The organism is Cohnella endophytica (genome assembly GCF_003628305.1).
Classification (GTDB): domain Bacteria; phylum Bacillota; class Bacilli; order Paenibacillales; family Paenibacillaceae; genus Cohnella; species Cohnella endophytica.
In genome coordinates this window covers 25,683-46,676 of sequence record NZ_RBZM01000001.1, presented here as the reverse complement: position 1 = coordinate 46,676, position 20,994 = coordinate 25,683, and the positions used below count along the sequence as shown (strand labels likewise).

Sequence of the window (20,994 nt, the reverse complement as noted above, 5' to 3'; positions counted from 1 at the left end):
GATTCCTTTCTGGTTTAGAACTGAACTATAAAAAGGGACCTGCAAGCAGATCCCTTTTCCTAATTTATTTATTCTGAATTAATCCTATTCCATTACCTACTGGATCAACTAAATAGGCAAGGTAGAAATGATCAAATTCCATTTTATCCCGTACGATTTGTGCACCTAATTCAACAGATTTATGTATTGCTTCTTCAATGTTCTCAACTTCGATTTGTATTCTAATTCCGTGCGGAAAATCATTTGGCCCTTTCGAGATGCCCCCATTGATTCCTGGTTTATTATCTTCACCTGTCGTTACTGGATAATACCCCCAGTTCGGCTCAGAAATCTTCCATCCAAACACAGATGAATAGAAAGCTCCCGCACGCTCAGGATCTTGACTACTGATATCAAATAGAACGACTCTCCCCATCATTTTCAGCCTCCACAATTGGAATTAACATCCAATTAAACTATACCAAACACTTGTTCCCCTGTAAAGGGTGAGGCTGAGCCATTCATGATAGCTACTTCTTTCTTGTTGCTCTTATAAATCTATAAGTCAAAAAGATTCCCAGTACGACGATTCCTATCGATATAATTTGAGCAATTGCAGCTGACCAACTAAACACCATTATGTGCTCCTCCCTATTACTTTTCATTAATCTGTCCTGTTTATCGATTTAACGAACTCCCAACTTGGTAATGGTACCCCCACTTGAAGTTCATTCATTTGCAACGGGTTAAAAGATATCTTTATTCCCGCATCCAATCAATAACAAAACGATTAGAAGCATAGAAATACAAAATGATTTCATTACGCCACCGCCAAAGCAATGATGACTCCAATTCCTGACAGAAAACAAACGATTCCCCCAAAGCGGGTTGAAATGATATACAAATCGGAGGGTTCCGTTGCGTCATTTGATTTCCAACTTTCTGATATTACCCAAATGAGGTCTGGCCGAATGCTCCCAAACAGACCAAATATCGCCAAAACGCAAGCGAGTACAATCATAATAAACCTCTCTTTCGCTATTTTTTTAACAAGTGAATTACCTGGTTGAGAATAACTCCGACTACAATTAGTAAGTTGATTATTATAATCCATCTTATGATTTGTTTAAGATAACTCGGAAAATGATTAAGTTGTTTGGGTGATTGAAATCCGTTAACTGCATCATAATGCTTCAATACATCATTAAAACCCTGTCTTTCAAACCTCTCATGGTTATCGGAAGCCTGAGTTGTATGAATGGTTTCATCTTTATAAGGATTGTATTTATTGTCCATTACACACCTCCTCATATTGAGCCCTCATCATCCACCTGCTGCATCAAAACTTGTCTCAATGCCATTTTTGAAAATCTGGATTTTCTCATATTTATTAGCACTTGCCAGACTGAAAACTCTCATGCTCCCTAATCTTTTGTCTTGGTAATCCTGTGTACCTAATACATTAATATTTATGATTAGGGTATGATCCTGGACTTTTGCATTTATTGATTCGAGAAAATTTGCTTCCTCTCCTTGATTAACGTTTGAATAATTAACGATTAAATAGTTCTTTTCGCCGACTAGCGTATATAAAAACAACCCATTACGATCCTTTAAGATATCTGCAAAGTCTTTTACCTTTTTGTTAAGGGATTGTGGGTTTACTTCAGCATACAATTCGGCTGAGTGGTTACATCCGACTAAGCCACTTACGGCGAGTATGAAAAGAAATAATAAAGCCCCTACTCTCCTCATTGTATTAACTCAACTCCCCGAGATTACGGCATCTTGAACATTCAAACCTTCAGTCTCTTCTTTATCATTCTGATCTGACCTCTATGATTAATTTCATCTTCAAATACATGAAACCACATGAAATAATGATTAGCTTGTTTCTTATACCAGAACTCTTCTTCTTGGTATAACCAGTCATCGTCGACGGTTTTAAATAATTCATAGGTTCGATTTCTGATCTCATTTAATTTACCAACATAGTAATCCAGTTCATTTCCCCTAATTTCTGCCCGTCCTCTTTCACCGAGTTCCACAGCAGCTCCCCAGATGGACATCTCTTGTTCATTCAATTCTCGTTTTTCGAAGGTTTCCACTTGATAGGCGTATTCCACCGCAGCGAAATGCATCAACAATGCACCAATTGAATTACTCTCAGGATCTAATAAAAAATCCAATTGATTAACGGATAAATCTTTTGTGGCTTCTAATGTTGTATGCCTTGCATAATTCATCATCGACAGCAATCGACTTATTTGTGGTGGATAACCAGGAATGTCCGAAATGAGATAAATATTATTCATGTTTAGCATGTTTTCCTCCAAGTGTTTACGTTTTGTCAACTTCCAGATATTAGGTACAATGTAGCACGAATGACTAAAAAAGAGAATACGAAATTCGTATCCTCATCATACTTATTTGAATTCAGTAATTATCTTAACGCATGTAGCATGAACAATGCTATCAGCTGTTACCTGTCTTTCTCGATTTACTCACAAATACCGTTCTGAATTTATAAAATAACCATGTTTTTATTAACGATTCCCGACTTCTATGTATGGAGACCTTATTGTAGAAAGGAAAATCACCGGTAGCTACTTGTAGTCTTGTTATTGGCTTTATTGGTTCTTCACAAATCCACTCGTCAAAGGTTATAAGACCCTTTCCAACTTTATAAAATGATTCTCGGGGAAGTATATACACGATCCCATCTGTCCATGGGTCATTATTTAAGGTTTCTTCAGTTAACGAGAAGAAATAAAATCGATTGCTATTGTTAGATTCAATACAGCCGTTCCTGAAGTTTCCGATTAGTTTGCTTCTATCGAACACTGCGTAAAAAATCGGCCATATCCCATCGCTTGTTGAAAATACAGCTTCTACATATTGCCCATTGAATAACGTCTGCCGTCGAGGTTGAAATTCATTGATTTCTTTATTGTTAGATCCATGGAACAGCACATTCCTACTCATTGAGAGGTATTGTAAGAAACGGTGTTTGGGAAACGAACTTTCGTATTTAATCAACCCATTCTGGCTCAATGCTTCTTCATATATATTGTTGTATTCCTCTTTCTCTACATCGCTAAACTTATAATGATTAATACGATTGAAAATTAAACTTAAAACAAATGAAATTAGGATAGGGACAACCCCCTTCCATTAAGCTCAATTAGTGTTCCACTCTGATTTCCAATTACTCAAATGTAAAGGACGACTCCTCATTCAGGGACTGTCATTCCGATTATTGCGAGCAGCCACCAGATTACTCCAATAACTATCAAAAAGATCTGCCGGCCTCGAAATTTGGTTCTATGTATCAAACCGGGCTGCACTTTCCTCCACAATTCATTTAATATTTTTTGCACGATGGCTAATGGAATCGTCGATAAAAAACAAAGTAACCAATAGGGATCAGGCAGCCTGGTCAACAAACCAGTTATGATAATAGCCACTACGATGAGCCCCGGGTAGATAGTTCTATTTACCCCTTCTTCTTTTATTAAATTATGGTAATCCTTATGCGCGCTATAAATTAGATACAATCCAAAAATCGGGACAAGTATACCTATTGTTCGCCATACTGGACTTATATTTAACCCCTTATATTTCTTTAGATATTTCCAATTTCGATAGTACCAATAAAGATCATAGAGTCCAAATGTAAGAACCGATAAAAAAACAAAATGCCACACTGGTTGACAATATCCATTTAGATCACTTTTATTAATAACTGTACTAGAAGCAACTAACTCAATTGTTCCATCGTTGTTGTCCAAGATATTTCCTACCTCTTCCTATGTCATTTAAATAATCAATAAATAAACGGTATTATTCTCCACGTCTTTTTTATGTATTGAATGTACTCATCCTTAAATTCGGATTTCATAACTCTCTCTTCAATATTCATCCGATAAGTATAGGCAAGAAAGTATAATGCAATATTTACGATTACAGAGATCCAACTCGATGTTGAAATTGCAAATCCTAAATAGGTTAATAGTGTCCCTAAATATCCGGGATTCCGGATATATTTATACCAACTAACCTGAATAACCTTATGCTCTTCTTGAAAGCCTACTTTTCTACTATAGAATCGACCTAAGACTCTAATAGCTGAAAATCTGATCCAAACCCCCACACAGCTCATAAGCATCCCAACTATTAATAAATATATGATTAGTTTCGAATTAGCAAATTCATAAAAGATAAAGCTTGGAACAACAATCATCCCTAATAAAGTCATTCCAATGATCTTGTTGGAGTTGTCTTTTGTCGTTACTTCCTTTATAGGCTTAAATCTTTGGAATTCCAATAAAAAGAAAAAGATGATTGGTATATATGCTAGTAAGAACATCAATTAACTCCTTTCTGAAAAAGCTAGATTAGCAAGTATCCTAAACCAAGGGATATCCATTCAAAAGTTTTTTCATTAGTTTATTTGCAATGTCTATTGCCTCTGATCTATTTTCAGCAGGCCCGGATATCATGAATCCGTCTTCGCCACTCCATCCTTTATGGATTCCATTTAAGTCATTCTTTTCTTCTTTGTATTTCATTATAGAAATTTCACTTAGATTATTATTGATAAATACTATTCCATATGAATTTAGTTTTGGTATCCCACTACTGGTTTCATCAAAAATGATAAGTCCTCTTCCGACTTTATCGAAAGTAATTTCGATATTTCTATTTATTTCAGGCTCAGAGGAGTCACTCAACTTTAAATAAAAAGAACCGACAAACTTTTTGTTTCCGTTGAGTTGTCTATTTAGATATCCATTCAATTGAACATTGACTGGAGTAGCCAACTGTCTGTTTTCAATTCCCAATTGATAACTGATCCCATTAATATTACTAGAGTATTTCTTGGGATTTGTATACAAAGTATACAATACGAGTAGCATGATAATGGAGATAACAAGAATCGGAATAATTATTTTCTTCGTCAAGATACTTCCCCCATTATGGAGAATTATTAGATATTCGATTCGAATGGTTAGAGTTTCATTTCCAGATATTAGGTTCAATGTGCCATAATTAATTTATTCTTTACCGTATTTCCTATGGAATTCCTTAATTAACCTATCTCTTTTTTCCTTGCCCACTACAATCCATGCGTATGGTTGGTACCTTGTGGTAATAATTTTGTTTGCAATGTCTTCTCTAGCTCTTGATCCTATTGGTGTTGTATACAAGAGACCTATAAATAGAATAAATACAATAAACACAGTCGAAGCTCTTTTAATTAGATTATTAATAACGATTCCCCCTGAAACTACTAGTTTATCCAAATTGGAATTAATAATAGCACCATTGAGAAAGTGATTAAACTTATTGTCGAGCTTTTTTTTAGTTTTTTATTATTCTCTGATTTATACCATCCCTTAAACTGAAAATAATTTCGGTAAACCACTAAAAATAATATCATGTTTCCTAAAGTCATACTCCAAAGGTAAATTGGATTGCCAAATATCAATCGATAGATTTCTCTTTCTAGGCCACCTAGAATAAGCAATGTCAAAATAAGTAAAATACATAGACGTAGCAATTCAAATACAAAGGAAACTAATTTAATCATTTGATCTATCTTCCTTTCACGTATTGCGCGGATTTCCGTTCATATTGAGTTCATAAATTTATTTTAACTTTAGTACACATTACTCTCGCGCAAACATGAAAACACTTATTTGGAGGATATCCCATGTACCTTGTCATTTTTGAGTTCGTTAGTTTGTTTCTCGCTGGCATTCTAGCTGGCGAAGAGTTTGTGGTTCGTTATGGAGTCCATGTGTCACTGTCTCATCTGGATTACCAATCACAGATTCGGGTCCGTCAAGCACTCATTCTGAAGCTACGAGTTCTTGTACCCGCTATTATTCTACCGACGGTTGTTTCGGGGATTACCGTTCTATTTCTGAATGGCACTGGCCCCGGTTTCGCCTTCCGGTGCGCCGGAGTACTTGCCTTGCTCATTTTCATCTTGACCACGATTATCGGAACTGTCCCTATTAACAAGGGAGTACTCGACTGGCGTCCAGATGCGCCACCAAGCAATTGGAAGCAGTTAATCAAACGTTGGGAGCGATTGGACGTGGTTCGTTCCTCCGCAGCGATCTTAGCATTTGCATGCTTCTTGGCAGCCGTGACGGTGCAATTGACTGTAAGTTGATGTTTGAAGGCTCACATTAGATGCATTATCCCACCTCAACGATTAATTTTTCAGAATTTATCCTGTAGTTCTTATATTCGTTTTTCATTTTTATACTAAAGGATGCAGTAATATTAATTTTATATTTACCTGGCTCTTCAATTTTAATTGTCTCGATATTTGCATATTCATTATTCGCCCAGATTGTATCTTGATATCCCGGACCCTCAATTATTAAATCAACTGGATCTTCTATTTTACGATATTGTACTAATATTAATTTAGGTCCTCTTTGAACATCAAAGTTTTGCTCTGTTTTATTAATTAATTTAGTGTTGATTGTAATTTCCTCTCCAACCTTGGGCGACATATTAGATACGCTCGAACTAATCGTAAAATCATTTTCCTTGGGGAATTCTTTGGATTTTTCTGTACAGCCTAATAGAGTAAATATTAAAAACATAAGAATTATTATTTTGGTATATTTCATCGAACTCTCCCCCTAGGGAATCCTTATCTAAACTCCGCCGAGTTATCTATCAAATTCTTTTCTCATAGATCATTATCTCTTTGTTATCAATCATTGTTGTAGTTACTTCTATAAATCCGTGCTTCCTCCAAAAAAAATGAGCCGGTTCATTCTCTAACAGGACTCCAATTCTAAATGCTTTAATCTTTCGTTCACTCATAATTTTATAAAATTCGTTTAATGATTTACTTCCATATCCTTTATTTTGAAATTCCTTTTTTACAATTAATAAACCAAGCCAGGGAAATCCATCATTCGGATTCTTCATAAGGAATTCAATTACTCCAACAGATTTATCTTTATCTTTAATGAGATATCGTTCTGCCCCAACTTGTATTGAATCGGTAATCTCAGTTAATAAGTCCTCATGGGTCAATTTATCTTTGTCTTTGGAAATTACATTAAAGAACATGTTGGAGTTAATGATCTCCAATTCAAGTTCAATATCATTGATTGAGGTTTCAACAAACCTTAACATAAAGCACCTCTCCGAATAAATTGTTCATGTCTCTGCAGAAATACCTGAGATCTCTATGAATCACTTTCAAATACTCATTGAACTAAGTTATCAAATTGATTCCATATCCTAGATGTACTGAAAATATTAAAGGACCTATGTAGAAAAACCTATTTACGATAAGACTTTCTTCAAACCAGGCTATTTCCTCTTTGGTTGCATTGGTAGTAGCAGAAATGAATTTCCTAAACAGATAAAAAGAGAAAATCATAAAAGGTAATGATGCAATGATAGTAAACAGATATTCAAGCTTTTCTAAATTCAAGTTATGATAAAACCATCTCGATATTACTACATTTATCGAAAAGATTATAAAAATGATGGTTCTATAAACTAGCACATTTTGTTTCCCTTTAATAAACTTATTTTAAATCCACTGTTTTTGTGAAAACCAATCCTAAGTATTTGTATTTGATTTTCACAATTTCTACTTTATCTTCATAAGTAATTCTTAGTCCATAGTCAGTAGGATGTGCTTTACTTTTTATAAGTTCAATTCTTTGTTCAGAATTTGTTGCGGGTCTAATTTTTATTGAACTAATATCATCAGTAAATTTAATATCTGGATCCTCGTCTAATAAACCACCTGCTACTAAATGTGATGAGTAGCTAGCAACTAATTCTACTTTGTTTGGCAATTGCGAGTTATTAATAAAGACCTTCAATAATTTAATATCCGCTACTCCTTTGTTTTCTAACTCTAAAATGATACTTTGTTTTCCAGTTTCATTGGATTGAGTCAGTCCTGTAATATTGATCACTTGATTATTTCTCAAATATATAAAACTGGCAAAAAGAATAATTATCAATATTGTTGAAATGATTACTATAATCTTTCTTTTCATCTAACAATTCCTCCATCAGTTTTTTCATCAAGTGTTGTCTTATTTACGTCGTCCCGCCAACTTATTCTGCTGCACTTTGGGGTTTCTATCCCTGTTAACGGTTGATCACGCCCTCATTTAGTACTTAAGAGAATTTGTTCCGCTTCTTAATTCTCCATATTCCAAAAATCGTTATTGTAAGCATTATTATTATTCCAACACTCACTACTACAATATAAGACGGCCCTTGATTAGATTCTGTTTGTATCTCTGCATTCTTATTAACTGTTGTCCCTAACCCTAACTGATTAATTTCATCTCCCGCTTGCGAAATAGGTATGTTCCCGCTACAATAATTTGTTTGTAATGAATTGTCTTTATCTAGATAGGAATAGACTAAATAACTCTGCCCCTTATTAAACTGAAGCCCACATGAAGCTTCACTACCATCATAGCTATAAATAGTCACTTTACTCGATTGAACGCCTTTCCATGCTTTATCAACATCAAATGTATACTCTCTTAATCCACCAAACTGAGACTGCCTGGTCTTGCCCTTTTTGATAACTTTCCCTTCAAAGACTACTGTAGATCGTTCTAATTTATCTTTAGCACTTCCACCCACACAACTACAAGCAGATGCTCTATTGGCTGGATACGATACTATTCCGGTTACAACAAAAAGGATACTAAACATAACAAGAAGTATTCGTTTCATAACTATCACTCCCCCGCTTTGTAGGGCCGATTGTCCGAATCGGCTTTCTAAAACAGAAATAACTAGCGAAATATGATTTGTATGAGATTTGTTACGATCCATAAAGAAACTATAATTAAGATTACGATTCCGCTTTTTCTTGAGAACTCTGAAATCTTTGTATCGCTTCTTCTAATTACAGGGGACATAACATAAAAAAATAATCCAAGACAAAAAGGAATTATGCTATTCATCAATAGAGATAGGACTGATTCAAACATATTTATTCTCCGATCAGTTTAAATTTCCAGATATTAGGTATAATGTAGCATGGATAACCAAAAAAGAGAATACGTGTTTCGTATCCTCTTCCTTAATCGTTCTGCCTTATTCGAATAGCTCGCTTTAATTACTTACTAATAATCAACGCTTTCAATAAACCAATCACTACCAGGTTTCTTATCCAACAGAATATGCACGGATATTGTTTTATTTTTTCCCTTTACTTTCATAGTTAAATCCGATTTTCCGTAGCCATTCTCATACTGGATACTCCCCATTGGAAAATAGCCAAACTTGATCTCATTACCTACAATCTCTCTTATGTCTGAACTTGACTGAATATAGTCCGTGGCAACCTTGTAAGAATCACTTTGTTTCATAATCTGAAGAACTCCAAAAAGGATAATACAAATAAAGAAAATAGCTATTGAACTAATAGATAAAATAATGCCTAAGATACCTTTATTCTTCCTAATCACAATAACGTTAGTATGAACTAATCGATCGCCAATTTTCTTTTTTTGTTGACTTACCAATATTACTATTAATTCTACTGGCCATAGGAAAGTAAACAAGTTTCTGATAAATAATTTACTGGCTTTAGGTACATTATTATTGTCATCTCGGACTGCGAGTCCAAAAACCCTCTTTCCAATACTTCTTCCATTTATGATATCTTTAGAACAGTATAAAATAAAAGCCGCAGCCAACAATATAATCATTTTAATAGGCATTGCAGATATATCGAGGTTATCTTGTCCCAGAATTACAAAAAAGATCATAACTACAACAATCGTAAAGATAACATGATCGATCAAAAAGGCACATACTCTTCTAAAAACCGATGGATTCTGCAATAGTTCCAAGTGTTTATCATCCTTTGTGTTTATCATCATTGTAATTATTTTTAAATTCTGAGGTGTAGTAATGAAAAAAATACAACAAATAAGTACCGTTATCGTCTTACTCATTGCAGTTTTTACGTTGTTTTATGCTTTAAAGGATAATAAGGAAAATCCCGAAGATATTGTCCTAAAAGATCTTAAAACTTCAAATCAGGTTTCAATAAAATTCTCTGAGAAGCCTACGGTATTATTGTTCTTTACATCTTGGTGTCCTTACTGTAATGAAGATGCCCCTAAAATCGTGCAGTTATACAATAAATACAAAAATGATTTGAATATATTCGGAATAAATATAACTAACCGTGACGACATTCAAGATGTTAAAGATTACGTAGCTAATTATCATATCGATTACCCGATACTTCTAGATGAGTCTGGAAGTATATACAAGAAATACGCAGGTTCTGGTTTTCCTTCTCTGTACTTCTTTAATTCTAACGGTGAGGTAATAGATACAATAATCGGTGCTACTGATCTCGATACCATTGAAAATTCATTTATCTTTCTTAAGAATAATTATAAAGCTTAGTCATTCTATCACCTATGTAACTTTCAAATCTCTTATCATTCAATCAGACTGAAAAGAATTAATCACAATATCTTTTTCCATTAACATTTCAGACGCTTTTAACCAATCTTCTCTCATTAAATTAAGTTCATTATTATCAATACCTGTAGTCTTTTGGATTGGGGAGTTGGGTTTTGTAGTTCCTTACGGTCGCGTCCATTCACTTTGAATATTTTCCGTTTGATAATTCAATAAATAATTAAGCTTATTTCCACTTTGTTGAAGTTCAAGTTTATTTATAAATTCTTCTTTAGTATGGTTTTCATTTTCTTCTGATAATTCTTCAATAAAGCCATGAATGACTATGTATTGTTTTTGTACATTCACTTCTTGGATTGTGAAGTCGGCTTGGGAGATTTTTTCCGAATCTTCAATCCCTATTGTTTCTATGTTTTCTTTAAGCTCTAAAAAAATAGAATTATCCTCAGAACTTATCCATTTACCCATAATATTATTGATGAGTTCATTTTCCGCTTTATTGGGCTCTTTATTACATGCAACCAATAATGATAATAACAGTATTGAGAGGACTACTTTGAGCTTAGACAAGCTGCACCTCCAAAAGGAATTTACTTGTATGCGTGACACCACACCGATTGCTTCATTCTTTTACTCCAGAAAACTCTCCCTCACTCAAATCTAATACTTTGAGTAAATAAGATCTAAATTGATTACCTTGTGGCTCCATCGCCCAGTAGACTTCATTATTATATTTCACTTGTTGGCATCCTGTTGCGGTTACATTAACAACTGTATCGTTAAATATATTCTTGAACTTCAAATCATAATTTACTCCGTTATCATTTGGGCAAAAAATTGTCTCATCGGGAAATCTTGATAAAGCTTTAATCTGATTTATCAATTCATTTATTTCTTCAACATCATCTATTTCTTTTGTTAATGCTTTTGACTTTAGATTTTTTAGAGGATCATGCCCTTCAATAATCAGATAGGGATTAGGATTAGGATTAGGATTAGGATTTTGCCCTTTGTTATTCTGAGAATCACAAGCTGCGAGTAATAAAACTAACACTGTGAAAAGTAAGAATCTCATTTAGGTCCTCCGATTTGACTTTTCGACTTATTGATATTCTGTAAACGGTATTTGATAATTCGTCTGGATAATATTAAATATTATTCTTAGGTCTTTTTCAAAATAAATGCTGTTTTTTATTTCCAGCATCTTTTCTTCATTTCCCTCAGTAAAGTATACAAGTACGATAAATAATTTTGACCCCAGTATTTTTCGGTTAATGTATTCCAGCTTCTTGATATTGCTTAATTCAATAGTATACTTTTTATACCCTCTGGCCCCATCCAATTTAATAACAAGTTTTGAATCCTCGATACTGATTCCATGTAAAAAGTAATTCAAGGCGACCATCAATAAAGAAAATGATGTTCCGATTACCATACATAAAACAAAATTTTCGACTCTCTCTGTAAATAATATTATTGAAAAAAAGACTGTTCCTATAAATAGGATTATGAAAACAGTTAACATTACGGTTTTAGGGTGCACCTTGGAAGCATTCAAAATAAATCAGTCCCCTTATTTTGAATATGGAGTTAACGTCTTGGGTTTCGTATAAGGATCGAATTATTATTTCAATAGTGCTTTTTCAATTTCTCAAGATCATCTATTTTCTTTCTCAGATCAATATTTTCAATTCTCAATTTGTCTAATTCGGCTTTTGAAGCACTTATTAATTCTTGTAACACTACTCCAATGATGATGGTAATTACTCCAAGCATTGGGAAGGTGTGTTCGTATATCAATTGTAAGAAGAAAATAATTATTCCAGATACTAAAGTAATTTTGGCAAAGACATTTGATTTCTTGAATGTATCAAACATTTTATGGCTCCAATCGATTATTTTTTCAATACTTAATCCAATGTATATGGTGTTATGAGATGCCGTCTAGAAATACTATCAAAATTACTTTCTCTTTACTGGACAATAGATTAGAATTTCACTGCTTTCATCATCTGTTCCTCTAATTGTCTTTTCATCATAGCGCTCAAAATAATACGAAGTATCGTCATATTCATATCCATTTTCTTCAAGCCACTTCGTTGTATAATCATAGGCCTTTACTATTTTATTCGATGGACCTTTATAATGTGTGACTGAATATGTACGAGGTAGTAAATGAATATGAATCATACCTTGTGGCAAATTGCCGATTGGATCTACTTCATAGCAGCAGTAAAAATCAACCAAACCACTATTGCCTTTGTAGTTGGGTGGCGTAATTCCATACGTAACTTTGTGAGAGGTTATGTGTTTTATTTCTTCTCTTCTGTTAATTAATTCATTAAAAGCTGCTTCAACAGCAGCTCCCAAATTAGTCATGTAACTGTTGGCTCTAACCCCTACATATGAAGTGATTTCATTGGTTTGAATGATTTCAATCCTCATCGAACTCAAGCCTTTAGGATCCATGAGTTCCTCCTATATGAAAATGGTGTTAACGGATGTTTTCCACATCATTTAATCAACTAAAATCATTCTTTATCTTTTCTATGCTTCTTTTGGCTCGATCGTTTAATGACTTTTTATCTTTCAAGTTGTAATTTTCTAGTTCATGTCCTGGATCAATAATTAATGGTTTATTGATAATATCTTCAAGTATTAGATAAGTTGTCTTATAGGCTTCAGTTCTAAGGTCATTTTGTATCTGGTCTTTTGTTTTATTAATGATTTCAATGATCCCTTCAGCATACATAAGCTTTACAATACTATCGGAACTCATTACATTCCTAGAGGTAAACGCAACAACGTTCCTTAGAATCCTTTCGTCTTTATAATGGTTCGCAATTGAATCTAAACGATATACTGCGTTCCAGTCTTTAATTGATAGCTCTTGAGTGTATTGGTTTATCAGTTCATTAAACCAGTCGATTTCTAATTGCTTTGGAATATTATATTGTTTGTATTCTTCTAATTGTCCTTCACGATACATATGCAATGTACTGCCATCATAGGAAGTAAACAATTCTTTAGCTCTTATCAGCTGATCATCCATGCTAACACCATCTTTTGATAATTATTCGGGAACTTCCAGATATTCAGATACTCTGGATTTCAATATTTCTATTAATTCTTCATCCATAAATCTGTAATCATCCGGGATATCTAAGCAAATCAATTGTTTGGTCACTAATGTGTTTGAAAACTTCTCTTTAAGCCTTCTTGTATGTTTCTTCTCCATAACGAAAATCATATCTGACCATCCGATGTGTCCTTCGGTAACCTTAATTCTAGCGCCTTCCTCAGTTCCTGCCGATCTAACTTCGTAACCATTGTATCCATTAAAGATTTTTTCAGCTGTTAAACTACGCCATTTATTACGGCTGCAGACAAAGAGTAATTTAATGTCTTGTCACCTGTTCCTGAATTGGTTTGGTTTTTATTATATCACTTGAACTTAAGAATCATTAATGTATTTCCAAATCTCTTTATGGTTATTAATTACTACTCTTTTGCCGTTATATTTTTCTGTAATTTCCATCACTTTATTTATTTCATACTTGTGATTCCACGCGTACATCATCTTAAATACATTTTGAAACGTTTGTTTGTAATTGGATTCCTCAAGACCCCATCTTGTCTTAATAAATCTCTTTAATATTCTCCAATCTCTTACTAATACATGAGGTGTGAGAACAAAAATAACATCAGCATGCATAAAACTTTCATGTGACCAATTGTAATGAACACCTTCGATAATCCATTTCGAATTGTTTACTACTTTATTTAATTGGTCATTCCTAATCGCTTCAGGGAATCTCTTTGATTCCTCACTTCTATCCCATACAAAGTTATCTAATTGATAGAACGGGATATTTTTCAATTCAGATATTTCACGAGCGAGGGTTGTCTTCCCGCTTCCGCATGATCCAATTATTCTTATTCTATTCATGAGTCAATGTTCTTAGTTGAAATCTTGTTTAAGATGATTTCAACAATTTCTTCCGTTTCGATTTGGTCTGTTAGGATATGTTCTTGAAACTTATTGTCCTCAAAAGCATTAATACACTTCTGTGTTTGTTGATATGTCCAACCTCCATAAGTATCTCCACGTGTTGCTAATCGTTTATGTATCGTATCTTCAGAGGCTATAAGACAAAAATGAAAAATATCATTATCGAAGCTTCTAAATCCGTTATATATGTAGTCATAATTCTCTGACTTGTAAATGGTCATGGGTACAATTATATGCTTATTATATTTTTGCTTTACTTCACTAGCAGTTTTTACTGTAAGTATTCTCCATAATTCTATGTCTTGAAAATCATCTGTTCTTTCCTCTTCTAATCTATTCTCTTCTAAAATGATTTTTCTAATCATATATCCGATTTCCTCAGGATCATAGATCATACTATTAGGTATTAAAGGTTGCAGCATATGGGCTGCCGAAGTCTTTCCGGATCCAAAAGCTCCGTTAATCATGATAATCAATTTATCACTCCTATTACTTTGATTTCCTAAAGCTCTATTCGAAATTTTCGCAGGTCCTTTTATAAGCGACGTCCTTTCCCATAAAGTCGAAGATTTCTAAACGCATCTGATTTCTTGTAGTTGATTATGATTGAGATTGAATCTACCAATTGGAATCAATCCTTATATTATTCTCATGGCAAACTTACTATTATTCTTCGATCGGAATATATACATCTACATTATTTGGCCATTGTGGGTCTTCAAATTTATAGATTTCTAAGGACATCGCTCTATTATTATTTTTGATCCCATTCTGATTAAAATAATTATGTATTACTGAATATGGATCATTTTCTGATCTTGTTTTTCCATATTTATGAGATGGAATTGAAAACCCTAGCATCCCTTCTGGTACATCGATTAATTCCTTTACTTCCAAGCAAATTAGATAAGTAAACAATGATTCTGACACAAAGCTTAGGCAGACATATTCCAATGGGTTAGTTATTTCTTTTATTTCTTCTTTGCGAGATACAAACTCATTTTTAACTTTTTCGATTTTATTTGGATCATGTCCTATACCTATAAATGCCGAAGTGACAGGTATTCCAACAAACTTCTTTTCTTGTAAGTGAATGATTTCAACATCTTGAGAAAGAAACATCGCTAAAACTCCCTTCAAAATGTATTTGAATATCGACTAGCAGACCCTCAATCCCAGCTTACTAAATATATTTTTTGAGTACTTCTTCATCCCAAATTTGAACTTCAATATATCTTTCTGGTCCTTTGTCTCCCAGCCTATTCCATACCTGCGGATAACCAAACTTTTCAATTACATCTTTTATTTCTTTCTTTGTATAAACTTGTTTGCGATATGGTTTATCATCCTGATATCTCATCGTTGGAAATAGATCACCGTATGTAAAACTAATTGATTCTTCTAAAAACTTATCCAAGTTTATTGATATCTTACCCGGAGTTTCATACCAAGATTCAAGCCAGTCACAAGATCCCAATGTCATGTAGTGTGGAAATAAATTGCGTGGTTTACCGCCTTTAACTATAAATTGATCTCGAGCTATTTTCTCTAATTCTCTTCTAATAGTCATATAATCACTTGATCTCTGACTGGCAAATATCTTTCCTTCATGTTTAATTTGATTAGATATCTCCAACGCTTCTTCGATTGATAAACTGGAGAGGTTTCTGAATGGTCCATATTTTTTCTCGAAATAATGAAACAAATAATAGGTCATTTTAAATATCCTTCTTTAAATAATAATACGTATGCCCTCCAGCATTTTCAATGGTTCCAAATATCTCGAATCCTTCTTTCTTATAAAAGTCTAGGGCTTGAAAACTCAATGTATCCAACTTTATAAAATCACATTGCTTTTCTTTAGCTATTTTTTCTGCTTCCAATAATAACTTTCGACCATATCCCATCTTTCGAAATGCTTGTTCAACAAATAAATACTGAATCTCTAACCAGTTCCAACAAAACTCCCCAACAATTCCCCCGGTGATTTGATTATCCGAATCTATCAGATACAAATTTAACTCTTGGTATCTGCCTCTTAATTCAACTGGAAAATGAAATAAATTGTATTCATACATTTTGTTCCTTACGTACTCTTTATATTCTGATTTTGGCTCATTGGATATTTGCAATGACATAAGAAATCTTTTAGATTCTGTAAAATTCTATAATCGTAGTACCATTAAGTCCTCATCATAATATTGACCGTTATACTTTAAAGCTCTTCGTTCCACACCATAAACGTCAAATCCTACTGACCTGTATAGCTTCTTTGCTGATTCGTTATTGGATACGACGATTAAATTTAATTGCTCCAAGCCATCGCATTCTCTTGCTTCTCTTATTAATTCCAGCATGAGTACTCTTCCTAGTCCTTTTCCTCGCATTTCTTGTGTTACATACATCCCATATACATTTCCTTTGTGGGAGGTTTTAATGCCAGTTTCACGAACAAAAGTTACTATCCCCGATAAAGTGCCATTTTCCAAAAACGCACCTAAAACAAACTTGTCCTTATTTGGTCTTATTCTTTCTTTTACAGCGTCTAATGAAAAGTTTGATTCTCGATCGTATGTTGAACCGAAAGCTTCTGGGTTAGTTTTCAACCCGCTCAATCGTACTTCCTGATACAATTGAGCGTCTGATTCTTGAAGTATCCGTGTGATCATTTATTCACCCTCCGTTTCAACTATCCTACTCAGTTCACTAGTACAGTCTATCAATAAGATTTAAGGATAAAATAAACAAGAACAAAAAAATAGCAATGCTTACTATCAAACTGATTGCAATTCTCTTTTGATTGTTTTGTTCCAATTTTCTCACTCTTGATAAGAAGTACATGATTGCAATGAAAAAACAAATTCCGAATGGGAATTCCTCCATTGCTTCTTCGAGTAATACCTACATGCTACTTATGTTAAAACGATTCCCATCAGGATCGTAGAAATGAAAACTTACCATACCTCTTGTAACAAATCCCCCGATTTCAGACGTTTCAATCCCGCTATCAATCAAATATTGATGGTATTTAAAAAAATCATCCCTGCTATTAATCCAACATACTGGTTGGATTTGGCCATCTACTTTTCCAGTAAAAGTTTCAATTGGTTTCTGCTCGATACACCAGAGTGAATCTTCTTCAGAATGATTTAGCTTTAATGTCATAATTACGAATTTGTTGCTCTTATCACGTTCAACTAATTTCATTCCCATATGTTGTTCATACCACATGATGGAATCATCAAGGTTTTTTACACCTACTCTAATCCAGGAAGGAAACAACTCTGCAGATGGTACAGATAAATCCTCTTGTAAAGTCAACCTGATGCCCTCAGGTGTGGCCCATATATCAAAATATTTTGTCACTGGTCCATCATATATAGGAGAAACCCTCACTCCATCATCTGATAAAGTTTTATGTATTTCCCCTAATTCATTAATTCGAAAACATAACCGAATATTGGACTCAACTGTACCCCGTTCAGCATAATGGTGTGGCAATCGTGAATTCGTAAGATATGAGACAAGCCACGTACCATAATTCATTTGAGTCATTTTTCCTTCTAAACATCTCGGATCTACTTTCCAATCTTCTTGCCTGATTACCTTCCATGTAAAATATTTCTCAAACCATCTCACAAGATTTTCATGATTGTCCCACAAAACATCTATAAACTGTCCATCAAAAAACAGTGTAGGAACTGAAGAGTTAGGTGTCATGCTTTACCTCCTCGATTTTACTTGAATATAGTGTTATATGCTGAATTACAACTCGAAGCCATACATCTACAATATTATTCCTTAATTACATATTCATAAATTCTTGTTTCATCATCACTAATAGAATATCCCTTACCCACATAGTTCCAATTTGTTCTTTCATAATATTCCGTTAATTCTGTGCAGAGATATAACTTTAGATATCCCTTTTGCCTAGTCTCATTAATTGCATGGGTTTGTAGAAGATCTCCAATATTTCTTCCTCTTGCTTCAGGATTAATATAAAGGCAAGCAAACCAAGGGCTTAGATCCTGTCGACTATTAAGATCACTTCTAAGCAGCGCATACGAACCTATGATCTTGTCATCTTCTATCGCCAGATAAAATCTGGGCAAATCACTTTCTGTCCTACAAGATTGAAAAATACAGTCTTGATAAAAATTAAAGTTGGTTTCAGTTCCCCATTGTCCCCAGAAGTATTGAATGGCTTCATTAAGGAGTTCGGGATAATCCCGAACATTTTGAATTCGAATCATCTTTGACTCCTATAATTGTGACATTATACGCACTTGCGGTAATGCACATAACTTTCTTGTACCAACCGATTAAAACCAAAAAATATCGTTACTATCTATTTCCATTAATTGTTTTTCAAAATGTCTGTCAGGTACTATATCATCTACAAAATGCCATTTATTCTTACTGTCTCGCCAATATACTCTCCAGTAAGTTTCTTCTAATCTTAATTGTGCAATGGGGTACTCAAAGCGTCTTTCCATATATCCTGGTCGCTCTTGACTTAATGTGACGGTATTGCCCCTAAATTTATAAAGTATTTTTACGTCATTTTTGAGATGTGCTGGAACTTTTTGGTCTATATAGTTTTCTAATAATTTTTCAATTCTCTTCTTAGTAAAATCATCTAACACGATTATCACTCCGTCTTTTTATGTACTATGCAATGATTTCACATGATCTTAAGCCAAAGTTATTAAGATTCCCCTTTACAGCAAAGTCTTTTAATGGAATTGTATCCTAATGCATATAATGATGCCATCATATCAATATCCTTGACAGTTGGAAAAATAATAAAGGGACGGTGGCGGAGTATGAAATTAAAGAAATTATTACTAATGTTACTACTAAGTGTTTCTGTACTTTCATTAACGGGATGCGTGCCAGGGGATGGAATCAATAACGAACATCATCTTGCTGGATTCTTCTGGGGGATTTGGCATGGATGGATCGCACCTATATCACTAATCATTGGATTGTTTAAACACCATATTAGGATTTATGAAATTAACAACACTGGATGGTGGTATGACCTAGGTTTTTACATCGCTGTAATCACTGGATTTGGCGGTCTCTCTATATCCCGACGTAGAAAGATAAACAAAGACTAATCCAGTGCTAATCTTCAAGTGAAGACGACTAGAGCATTGAGCTTTGCTCTGTCATCATGATCTCGGAGGTTTCGGATAACATTTATTCTTCTTAATCATATTGAGAAATCATTAACTGGTTTCCTTCACAGTCCTTAAAACTAAAGCTTTTATGATCTCCATATGTTTCTAGTGAATCAACTTCTACACCATTGTTCTTAAGTGCTATATAGGCGTGTTCAATATTGTAAGTATTAAATGAAAAGACTGCTCTCGTTATCGGCACTAGATCTAAATCCCTAAATAAATGCATTACATATGTTCCTTCAATTGCTAGTTCAACAAAGTCATCAAAGTTATAATCCGTAATTTGAAATCCCAGCTTATCAGAATACCAATTACTTGCTCTTTTCAAATCCTTAGCGTAAAGCATAACACCAAGCAACTTAGAACTAACTATTGGTCTCATATTATCCCTCGCCCTTCAAAGAAATAAGGGAATTTCATTAAACGCTCTTTTATTCATGACGAGACCCGGCCTTAGATAGCTCCTATCTTAGACCGGGTTGTGTGTTGTCTGCGTCTCTTCCATTATTATACATTCAATAACCAAGGGACGAAAGCCCCGAAGCGTGAATATGGAGTTATATGATACTCCCTCTTCTTCGAGTTTAATACTCCTTGCTTCTTAAGATCGACCAAATGAATAACCCTACTATTGCAAACAGTGAATACAATATAATTAACAGATTGAATCCAAGTTTATCGAATCCTACATTTATTTCTTTGTTTAAATCGGTAATGAACGTTGATTCAAATTTCCCCTTAGATCTATCAAGACTTAGATAGATATCTCCAGAAATAGGCTCAATCGCGAAATTATTATTTTGTATGCAATACGTTGAGGGGAAAGAAAAGTTAATTGCCGAATTTAATGTGCCATTTATTCTTGGAAATTTAGAGTTATTTGTTGTTGCTGTCCATACATGAGCTCTTCTTTCAAAAGCCATATATGTATTTGGCTTATAAAAATTGAAATCAACTTCCTTAATAATAGTAGGATTCTCACATTGATTATTAAAGAAATCTTCCAAAGCCACCTTTAAATCATTTTTAGCTATAAAGTAATCTACACATCTATATATCGTTGGTATAAGGACGACAAGTAAAATAGAAAAATAGATAATAAAGAACTTAGATGATTTACGTTTAATCTAGTATCACCTCTTTCTGTACTTACACCCCTGAATCTTCATCTATCTCTAGCCAAACTGAGGGGCGAAAGCCCCGATGCGTGCACATGTTGTTATTCAGACCTCCAGGATCTCCTGGTTGAAATCGTAATAAAATACTAATGATTTCAATATTGTATTTTCCTCCGTAGGTTGATTACGCTTCCCTGCTGCTGCCAATTACAACACTGAGTCCTTATCT

General features: G+C 33.9%; 33 protein-coding genes. 3 read left to right on the top strand and 30 right to left on the bottom strand.

The window, feature by feature from the left end:
- Positions 1–64: 64 nt before the first annotated feature.
- The 8 genes from D7Z26_RS00310 to D7Z26_RS00270 form a co-directional block, all read right to left on the bottom strand.
- Positions 65–415: a VOC family protein gene (locus D7Z26_RS00310; protein WP_120974306.1), complete on the bottom strand. Its 351-nt coding sequence runs from the start codon at positions 413–415 to the stop codon at positions 65–67.
- Between the two features lie 384 nt (positions 416–799).
- Positions 800–1,000: a DUF6199 family natural product biosynthesis protein gene (locus D7Z26_RS27970; RefSeq protein ID WP_120973672.1), complete on the bottom strand. Its 201-nt coding sequence runs from the start codon at positions 998–1,000 to the stop codon at positions 800–802.
- Positions 1,001–1,017: 17 nt separating this feature from the next.
- Positions 1,018–1,275, bottom strand: a complete 258-nt coding sequence (locus D7Z26_RS00300; RefSeq protein WP_120973671.1) for a hypothetical protein — start codon at positions 1,273–1,275, stop codon at positions 1,018–1,020.
- A gap of 27 nt (positions 1,276–1,302) precedes the next feature.
- Positions 1,303–1,734, bottom strand: a complete 432-nt coding sequence (locus D7Z26_RS00295; RefSeq protein WP_120973669.1) for a hypothetical protein — start codon at positions 1,732–1,734, stop codon at positions 1,303–1,305.
- A gap of 41 nt (positions 1,735–1,775) precedes the next feature.
- Positions 1,776–2,303 (bottom strand): DinB family protein, encoded by a 528-nt coding sequence (locus D7Z26_RS00290; protein ID WP_407643465.1) that lies wholly within the window; start codon positions 2,301–2,303, stop codon positions 1,776–1,778.
- Positions 2,304–3,212: 909 nt separating this feature from the next.
- A complete protein-coding gene (locus D7Z26_RS00280) occupies positions 3,213–3,770 on the bottom strand; it encodes a DUF4234 domain-containing protein (protein ID WP_120973667.1) in 558 nt (185 codons plus the stop codon).
- Between the two features lie 35 nt (positions 3,771–3,805).
- A complete protein-coding gene (locus D7Z26_RS00275) occupies positions 3,806–4,348 on the bottom strand; it encodes a methyltransferase family protein (protein ID WP_120973665.1) in 543 nt (180 codons plus the stop codon).
- Between the two features lie 40 nt (positions 4,349–4,388).
- Entirely contained in the window at positions 4,389–4,943 is a 555-nt protein-coding gene (locus D7Z26_RS00270) for a hypothetical protein (RefSeq protein WP_120973663.1), read from the bottom strand.
- Between the two features lie 752 nt (positions 4,944–5,695).
- Between D7Z26_RS00270 and D7Z26_RS00260 the strand changes: the two genes are divergently transcribed.
- Positions 5,696–6,163, top strand: a complete 468-nt coding sequence (locus D7Z26_RS00260) for a DUF1772 domain-containing protein (RefSeq protein ID WP_120973659.1) — start codon at positions 5,696–5,698, stop codon at positions 6,161–6,163.
- 25 nt (positions 6,164–6,188) lie between these two features.
- Here D7Z26_RS00260 and D7Z26_RS00255 read toward each other — a convergent pair whose 3' ends face one another.
- The 5 genes from D7Z26_RS00255 to D7Z26_RS00235 form a co-directional block, all read right to left on the bottom strand.
- Complete coding sequence (locus D7Z26_RS00255; RefSeq protein ID WP_120973658.1) at positions 6,189–6,632, bottom strand: hypothetical protein; 444 nt, start codon at positions 6,630–6,632, stop codon at positions 6,189–6,191.
- 49 nt (positions 6,633–6,681) lie between these two features.
- Positions 6,682–7,149 (bottom strand): GNAT family N-acetyltransferase, encoded by a 468-nt coding sequence (locus D7Z26_RS00250; protein ID WP_120973656.1) that lies wholly within the window; start codon positions 7,147–7,149, stop codon positions 6,682–6,684.
- A gap of 401 nt (positions 7,150–7,550) precedes the next feature.
- Complete coding sequence (locus tag D7Z26_RS00245; protein ID WP_120973654.1) at positions 7,551–8,033, bottom strand: hypothetical protein; 483 nt, start codon at positions 8,031–8,033, stop codon at positions 7,551–7,553.
- A gap of 124 nt (positions 8,034–8,157) precedes the next feature.
- Positions 8,158–8,730 carry a hypothetical protein gene (locus tag D7Z26_RS00240; protein ID WP_158602137.1) on the bottom strand — a complete coding sequence of 191 codons (573 nt, stop codon included), beginning with the start codon at positions 8,728–8,730 and terminating at the stop codon, positions 8,158–8,160.
- A gap of 395 nt (positions 8,731–9,125) precedes the next feature.
- Positions 9,126–9,857 carry an RDD family protein gene (locus tag D7Z26_RS00235; protein WP_158602136.1) on the bottom strand — a complete coding sequence of 244 codons (732 nt, stop codon included), beginning with the start codon at positions 9,855–9,857 and terminating at the stop codon, positions 9,126–9,128.
- Positions 9,858–9,918: 61 nt separating this feature from the next.
- Here D7Z26_RS00235 and D7Z26_RS00230 point away from each other — a divergent pair, with 61 nt between their 5' ends.
- The gene (locus D7Z26_RS00230; RefSeq protein ID WP_120973649.1) at positions 9,919–10,425 is read left to right on the top strand and encodes a TlpA family protein disulfide reductase; all 507 of its coding nucleotides are present in this window, start codon (positions 9,919–9,921) and stop codon (positions 10,423–10,425) included.
- Positions 10,426–10,608: 183 nt separating this feature from the next.
- Here the strand turns inward: D7Z26_RS00230 and D7Z26_RS00225 are convergent, their stop codons facing one another.
- The 16 genes from D7Z26_RS00225 to D7Z26_RS00150 all read right to left on the bottom strand — a co-directional run bounded on the left by D7Z26_RS00225 (position 10,609) and on the right by D7Z26_RS00150 (position 19,104).
- A complete protein-coding gene (locus tag D7Z26_RS00225) occupies positions 10,609–11,013 on the bottom strand; it encodes a hypothetical protein (protein WP_120973647.1) in 405 nt (134 codons plus the stop codon).
- Between the two features lie 52 nt (positions 11,014–11,065).
- Positions 11,066–11,518: a hypothetical protein gene (locus D7Z26_RS00220; RefSeq protein WP_120973645.1), complete on the bottom strand. Its 453-nt coding sequence runs from the start codon at positions 11,516–11,518 to the stop codon at positions 11,066–11,068.
- Between the two features lie 27 nt (positions 11,519–11,545).
- Positions 11,546–12,001: a hypothetical protein gene (locus D7Z26_RS00215; RefSeq protein ID WP_120973643.1), complete on the bottom strand. Its 456-nt coding sequence runs from the start codon at positions 11,999–12,001 to the stop codon at positions 11,546–11,548.
- A 71-nt stretch (positions 12,002–12,072) separates the two neighbouring features.
- On the bottom strand, positions 12,073–12,321 hold the full coding sequence (locus D7Z26_RS00210; RefSeq protein WP_120973641.1) for a hypothetical protein: 249 nt from the start codon (positions 12,319–12,321) through the stop codon (positions 12,073–12,075).
- 84 nt (positions 12,322–12,405) lie between these two features.
- Positions 12,406–12,912: a GyrI-like domain-containing protein gene (locus tag D7Z26_RS00205; protein WP_233566531.1), complete on the bottom strand. Its 507-nt coding sequence runs from the start codon at positions 12,910–12,912 to the stop codon at positions 12,406–12,408.
- A gap of 52 nt (positions 12,913–12,964) precedes the next feature.
- Positions 12,965–13,495 (bottom strand): hypothetical protein, encoded by a 531-nt coding sequence (locus D7Z26_RS00200; RefSeq protein WP_120973639.1) that lies wholly within the window; start codon positions 13,493–13,495, stop codon positions 12,965–12,967.
- A gap of 21 nt (positions 13,496–13,516) precedes the next feature.
- Entirely contained in the window at positions 13,517–13,846 is a 330-nt protein-coding gene (locus D7Z26_RS27635) for a low molecular weight protein tyrosine phosphatase family protein (RefSeq protein WP_120973637.1), read from the bottom strand.
- 51 nt (positions 13,847–13,897) lie between these two features.
- Positions 13,898–14,392 (bottom strand): AAA family ATPase, encoded by a 495-nt coding sequence (locus D7Z26_RS00190; protein WP_120973635.1) that lies wholly within the window; start codon positions 14,390–14,392, stop codon positions 13,898–13,900.
- A complete protein-coding gene (locus D7Z26_RS00185) occupies positions 14,389–14,922 on the bottom strand; it encodes an AAA family ATPase (RefSeq protein WP_233566556.1) in 534 nt (177 codons plus the stop codon). Before D7Z26_RS00185 ends, D7Z26_RS00190 begins: the two co-directional genes overlap by 4 nt.
- Positions 14,923–15,121: 199 nt before the next feature.
- Positions 15,122–15,577 carry a GyrI-like domain-containing protein gene (locus D7Z26_RS00180; RefSeq protein WP_120973631.1) on the bottom strand — a complete coding sequence of 152 codons (456 nt, stop codon included), beginning with the start codon at positions 15,575–15,577 and terminating at the stop codon, positions 15,122–15,124.
- Positions 15,578–15,638: 61 nt separating this feature from the next.
- The gene (locus D7Z26_RS00175; RefSeq protein WP_120973629.1) at positions 15,639–16,172 is read right to left on the bottom strand and encodes a hypothetical protein; all 534 of its coding nucleotides are present in this window, start codon (positions 16,170–16,172) and stop codon (positions 15,639–15,641) included.
- A gap of 1 nt (position 16,173) precedes the next feature.
- On the bottom strand, positions 16,174–16,593 hold the full coding sequence (locus D7Z26_RS00170) for a GNAT family N-acetyltransferase (RefSeq protein ID WP_120973627.1): 420 nt from the start codon (positions 16,591–16,593) through the stop codon (positions 16,174–16,176).
- A 27-nt stretch (positions 16,594–16,620) separates the two neighbouring features.
- Positions 16,621–17,124 (bottom strand): GNAT family N-acetyltransferase, encoded by a 504-nt coding sequence (locus D7Z26_RS00165; protein WP_120973625.1) that lies wholly within the window; start codon positions 17,122–17,124, stop codon positions 16,621–16,623.
- A gap of 232 nt (positions 17,125–17,356) precedes the next feature.
- Positions 17,357–18,175, bottom strand: coding sequence for a VOC family protein (locus D7Z26_RS00160; RefSeq protein ID WP_120973623.1), 819 nt, complete (start codon positions 18,173–18,175; stop codon positions 17,357–17,359).
- A 74-nt stretch (positions 18,176–18,249) separates the two neighbouring features.
- Positions 18,250–18,711 (bottom strand): GNAT family N-acetyltransferase, encoded by a 462-nt coding sequence (locus tag D7Z26_RS00155; RefSeq protein WP_120973622.1) that lies wholly within the window; start codon positions 18,709–18,711, stop codon positions 18,250–18,252.
- Between the two features lie 69 nt (positions 18,712–18,780).
- The gene (locus D7Z26_RS00150; RefSeq protein WP_233566530.1) at positions 18,781–19,104 is read right to left on the bottom strand and encodes a DUF3024 domain-containing protein; all 324 of its coding nucleotides are present in this window, start codon (positions 19,102–19,104) and stop codon (positions 18,781–18,783) included.
- 180 nt (positions 19,105–19,284) lie between these two features.
- On the opposite strand from D7Z26_RS00150, the gene D7Z26_RS00145 reads away from it, so the two are divergent.
- Positions 19,285–19,581, top strand: a complete 297-nt coding sequence (locus D7Z26_RS00145) for a hypothetical protein (RefSeq protein ID WP_120973620.1) — start codon at positions 19,285–19,287, stop codon at positions 19,579–19,581.
- A 91-nt stretch (positions 19,582–19,672) separates the two neighbouring features.
- Here the strand turns inward: D7Z26_RS00145 and D7Z26_RS00140 are convergent, their stop codons facing one another.
- Entirely contained in the window at positions 19,673–20,029 is a 357-nt protein-coding gene (locus D7Z26_RS00140) for a VOC family protein (RefSeq protein ID WP_120973618.1), read from the bottom strand.
- Positions 20,030–20,994 lie beyond the last annotated feature (965 nt).